The 5,137-nt window shown below is 68.1% G+C and carries 3 protein-coding genes; all 3 read right to left on the bottom strand.

Features of this window, described 5'->3' with window-relative positions:
* Nucleotides 1-435 precede the first annotated feature (435 nt).
* Complete coding sequence (locus WBL05_RS12355; protein WP_424226303.1) at nt 436-1,923, bottom strand: hemolysin family protein; 1,488 nt, start codon at nt 1,921-1,923, stop codon at nt 436-438.
* 92 nt (nt 1,924-2,015) lie between these two features.
* Nucleotides 2,016-3,233, bottom strand: a complete 1,218-nt coding sequence (locus WBL05_RS12350; RefSeq protein ID WP_424226302.1) for an NADP-dependent isocitrate dehydrogenase — start codon at nt 3,231-3,233, stop codon at nt 2,016-2,018.
* 81 nt (nt 3,234-3,314) lie between these two features.
* Nucleotides 3,315-5,137 (bottom strand): aldehyde dehydrogenase family protein (locus tag WBL05_RS12345; protein ID WP_424226301.1); only part of this gene is annotated, 1,823 nt, incomplete at its 5' end.

Here is a 5,137-nt window from a genome sequence, read left to right as displayed (position 1 = left end):
CAGGCCAACACGGCCCGCTTCGGCTCGATCTGTTGGCCGACGACCTCCAGGCCGAGCTCGTCGAGGCGGGTGAACGTGGTCAGGTCAGGGCGCGTGAAGGTAGCGTGAGGCACGTCGAGGTCTTCCGAATGGTGAGTGTGAGAACTTCCATCTTCGGGAGGCCTCGACCCTCAACGGCGGACCGACGCGCCGCCCAGATCACCCCGCCTCTACACCCTCAAATGTGATGAGCCAGCAATCTACATCCCCAGCAAGGTCTTGGCGCGCTTTTCGCGAGATATAGGGGCATCTCAGAAGCGCGACCCGTTAACAATTGGCATTCTTAGGGATGTCGCCGATACACTGTCGACCGGCGCTCAGGTGGAGGCTGGTGAACCCGAGAGGCACGGTCTGGACGGCGCCGGCACTGTGCTTGTGGCTGGTGCCAACCCAACATTACGACTCCGCACCGCGTGGTTCGTCCCTCAGAAGCCTAGCTGCGTGCTCGGCGTCATCGGCGGCGTGGGACGCCTCGGCCAGCCGACGGCGCACAATTTCGTCCTCGCGGCGGGCGCGCTCGTTGTCGTCGACCGGACGAGCGCGCATGCCCGGTCCCTCGACGGGCTCCAGTCGGGTGATGTCGACCCAGGCGATGCGCCGGCCGTCCATCTCGGAAACCCGCATCGACACCCGCGCCCAGGTTGCCTCGCCGTCCTCGCCCGGGGTGGCCGGCTCGAGTTCGACCTCGATGACGTCGTCCAGTTGGGGGACGCGTCCGAGCTGCGACATGAAGAAGCCGGCCAGGGTGTCGTAGGGGCCTTCGGGGACGACGTAGCCGGTGCGGTCGGCGAAGTCCTCCAGCGAGATCAGGCCCTCGAAGTCGTGCACCTGCTGGTGCAGCTGCTCGATCGGGTCGACCACATCGAACTCGTCGGTGATGTCGCCGATCAGTTCCTCGATGAGGTCTTCCAGGGTGACGATGCCAGCGGTGCCGCCGTACTCGTCCCGCACGATCGCCAGGTGGGACGACGCCCGCCGCATCTCGGTGAGCGCCTTCAACACCTTCACCGTCTGCGGCAGGCTCAACACCGGACGCGCCAACTGCTTGACCGGGGTGTGCCGGGTCTGGGTGTCCAGGTTCATCAGGTCGCGCACGTGCAGGAAGCCGACGATCTGGTCAGGTGAGCCGTCGGTGACCGGGTAGCGGGAGCGCTGGGCGTCCTGCACGATGCGGATCGCCCGGTAGGCCGGCAGTTCGCCGTCGAGGAAGTCGACCTCGGTGCGTGGCACCATCACCTCGCGCAGGCTGCGGTCGCCGGCGTCGAAGACGTCGTCCACGATCCGGCGTTCCTCGATGCCCAGCATCTCGGCGCTGGCGACCATCGAGCGCAGCTCGTCCTCGGTGACGGCTTCCTTGCCGGCACCCGGGTCGCCGCCGAGGATGCGCACCATGATGTTGGTGCACTTGTCGAGCAGCCAGATCAGCGGGGTGGCCAGCTTGGCGATCGTGTTGATCATCGGCGCCAACGCCAGCGCGAACTCCTCGGGGCTCTGCATTGCCAGCCGTTTCGCGGTCAGCTCGCTGAGCACGATCGACAGGAACGAGATGATCGCGGTCACCACGATCACCGCGGTGACGCTGGCCACCCCGGGCGCCATGCCACGCTCGACCAGCCAGGGCGCCAGGTAGTTACCGGCCAGTGAGTCGCTACCGAAGGCGGACGACAGGAAGCCGGCCAGCGTGACGCCGATCTGCACCGAGGACAGGAACTTGTTCGGGTTGTCCAGCAGCGACACCAGCGCCTTGCCCCGCTTGCCCTTGGTACGCAGCTGCTGAACCTGGCTGTCGCGCAACGTGACCAGGGACATCTCTGCAGCGGCGAACAGCCCGCCGATGAAGAACAGGACGAAGATGACCAGGATCGACACGCCGAGGCTAGACATGGGCACTCACCACCCAGCCATCCTAACCAGCGGCCCGGGCGCCGACGTGAACTCACGAGCCGGCACGCAGCGCCCAGCCGCCGGCCGATCCGTCAGCCGAGGCGGCGGACCAGTTCCTCGTCCAGTGCGGCCAGGAACTCCTCGGTGGTCAACCACTCCTGGTCGGGGCCGACCAGCTGGGCGAGGTCCTTGGTCATCCTGCCCGCCTCGACGGTGCTGATGCAGACGTTCTCCAGGGTGCGGGCGAAGACGGTGACGTCGGGAGTGCCGTCCATCTTGCCGCGGTGCTTGAGCCCGCCGGTCCACGCGAAGATGGACGCGATCGGGTTGGTGGAGGTGGCCTGGCCCTGCTGGTGCAGCCGGTAGTGCCGGGTGACGGTGCCGTGGGCGGCCTCGGCCTCGATGGTGCGGCCGTCGGGGGTCATCAGCACCGAGGTCATCAGGCCGAGCGAGCCGAAGCCCTGTGCCACGGTGTCGGACTGCACGTCGCCGTCGTAGTTCTTGCAGGCCCAGACGTAGCCGCCCTCCCACTTCAGGGCCGCGGCGACCATGTCGTCGATAAGCCGGTGCTCGTAGGTCAGCCCGGCCTCCTCGAACCTGGCCCGGAACTCACCCTCGTAGACCTCGGCGAAGATGTCCTTGAACTGCCCGTCGTAGGCCTTGAGGATGGTGTTCTTGGTAGACAGGTAGACCGGGTAGCCGCGCTGCAGGCCGTAGCTCATCGACGCCCGGGCGAAGTCGCGGATCGAGTCGTTGAAGTTGTACATGCCCATGGCGACCCCGCCGCCCTCGGGCATCTTCACCACCTCGAACTCCATCGGCTGCGAGCCGTCCTCCGGGGTGAAGGTCAGGGTGACCGTGCCAGCGCCCGGCACCTTGAAGTCGGTAGCCCGGTACTGGTCGCCGAAGGCATGACGGCCGACCACGATCGGCTTGGTCCAGCCGGGCACCAGCCGCGGAATGTTGCTGATTACGATCGGCTCGCGGAAGATCACCCCGCCCAGGATGTTGCGGATCGTGCCGTTCGGCGAGCGCCACATCTTCTTCAGCCCGAACTCCTCCACCCGAGCCTCATCAGGGGTGATGGTGGCGCACTTGACGCCGACCCCGTGTTTGCGGATGGCCTGGGCGGCGTCCACGGTGACCTGGTCGTCGGTGGCGTCCCGGTTGCGGATGCCGAGGTCGTAGTACTCCAGATTCACGTCAAGATAAGGCAGTATCAGCCGGTCCTTGATGAACGACCAGATGACCCTCGTCATCTCGTCGCCATCGAGTTCGACGACTGTGCCGGCTACCTTGATCTTGGCCATGGACGCGCCCCCTTCGCTGGTGGTGATGGCACCAATCTAGCGGGCGGTCCCCCGCCTTGGAGCGGGGGACGAGCGGCCCGATCAGCGTTCCGGTGGCACGTGGCCGAAGCGGTGCAGCGTCTTGCTGACCGCCTGCTCACGAAGGAACGGCAGCAGCTCGCGGCGTCCGGTGGCCAGCACCTCACCGGTGAGCAGGGTCGCCTTGGTGGCCCCGAAGACCTTGATCAGCTCGGCCGGGTCACCAACCACCCGGACGCGTTCGTCGGTCAGCCGGCCGGCCAGTTCAGCCGACGACTCGACCCGCCAGATCGACTCCAGCTGCCGGCGGGCCTGGTCGAGCTCACCGGTGTAGCCGGACGGCAGCGCGCCAGCGAACTCGGGGGCCACGCTTAGTGCCACCTCGGTGCCGGCCAGTTCGGCGGCCAGCAGCAACCGGACGACGTGGGCCGGCCGGGCGTCCCGTTCGGCTCGCACCACCACCTGCGGCGCCGGCCGGTAGCGGAAGACGTTCGACTCGACCCGCAGCGCGCTCTCGTCGTGCTCGACGCCGAACTCACTCTTCCAGTAGCCGGAGTCGGACCGGGCGGCGGCCAGCAGCCAGGCCCGCTCGTCGTCGTTGTCGACCAGCGGCGCCAGCACGTTGTGCAGCGTCGAGACCCGCGGGAGTGGCGAGTTGCCCCGTTCGACCGGGCCGTCGGAGGCCCACTGCCCGAACTGGGCGACGTAGTTGGGGCCGCCGGCCTTGGCGCCCGGGCCGAGCACCGAGTCCTTCCAGCCGCCGAAGCTCTGCCGCCGCACGATCGCGCCGGTGATGTGCCGGTTGATGTAGGCGTTGCCGACCTGCACCTGCTCGGTCCACTGGGCGATCTCGTCGGAGTCCAGGCTGTGCAGCCCGCCGGTCAGCCCGAAGGCGGTGGCGTTCTGCAGCTCGAGCGCCTCGTCGAGGTCCTTGGCCCGCATCAGCCCGAGCACCGGGCCGAAGACTTCGGTCAGGTGGAAGAACGAGCCGGGCTTGACGCCGGTCTTGAGGCCGGGCGACCACAGTCGGCCGGTGTCGTCGAGTTGCCGGGGTTCGACCAGCCACTTCTCGCCCGGATCGAGCTTGGTGAAGGCGCGCAGTAGCTTGCCCTCGGCCGGTTCGATGATCGGGCCCATCGTCACCTGCAGGTCGTTCGGGTAGCCCACCTTGAGGGAGCTGACCGCGTCCACCAATTGCCGCTGGAACCGTTCCGAGGTGGCGACCGAGCCGACCAGGATGCCCAGGGACGCCGCAGAACACTTCTGGCCGGCGTGCCCGAAGGCGCTTTTGACCAGGTCGGCGACCGCCAGGTCGAGGTCGGCGGCCGGGGTGACGATCAGGGCGTTCTTGCCGGAGGTCTCGCCGTAAACCCGCGGGCCACGCGGGTGGTCGAGCCGCCAGCCGGCGAACATGGCGCCGGTTTCGGTCGATCCGGTCAGGATCACGGTTTCGATGTCGCGGTGGGCGACCAGCGCCCTGGCTGCGTCCCGGTTGCCGCTGCGCACCACCTGCAGCACCTCGCGCGGGATGCCCGCCTCGTACAGAGCTTCCGACGCCACCTCGACGCACCCGGGGGTGGGATGGGCGGGCTTGATGATCACCGCGGCGCCGGCGGCCAGCGCCGACAGCACCGAACCCATCGGGATGGCCACCGGGAAGTTCCACGGCGGGGTCACCAGCACCACCCGGTCGGGAGTGAACTTCGCGCCGGGCACGCGTTCCAGGTCTTCGGCCCGGTCGGCGTAATAGCGGGCGAAGTCGATCGCCTCGCTGACCTCGGGGTCGGCCTCGGCGACGGTCTTGCCGCCCTCGGCGGCCATCACCGTGATCAGTTCGCCGCGGCGGTCCTCCATCCGGCGGGCGGCCTGGCGCAGCAGGTCTGCCC

This window comes from Brooklawnia sp., assembly GCF_049651565.1.
In the GTDB taxonomy this organism is placed as follows: Bacteria; Actinomycetota; Actinomycetes; order Propionibacteriales; family Propionibacteriaceae; genus Brooklawnia.
The sequence above is the reverse complement of the archived record's forward strand: the minus strand, read 5'-3'. Positions and strand labels throughout refer to the sequence as shown.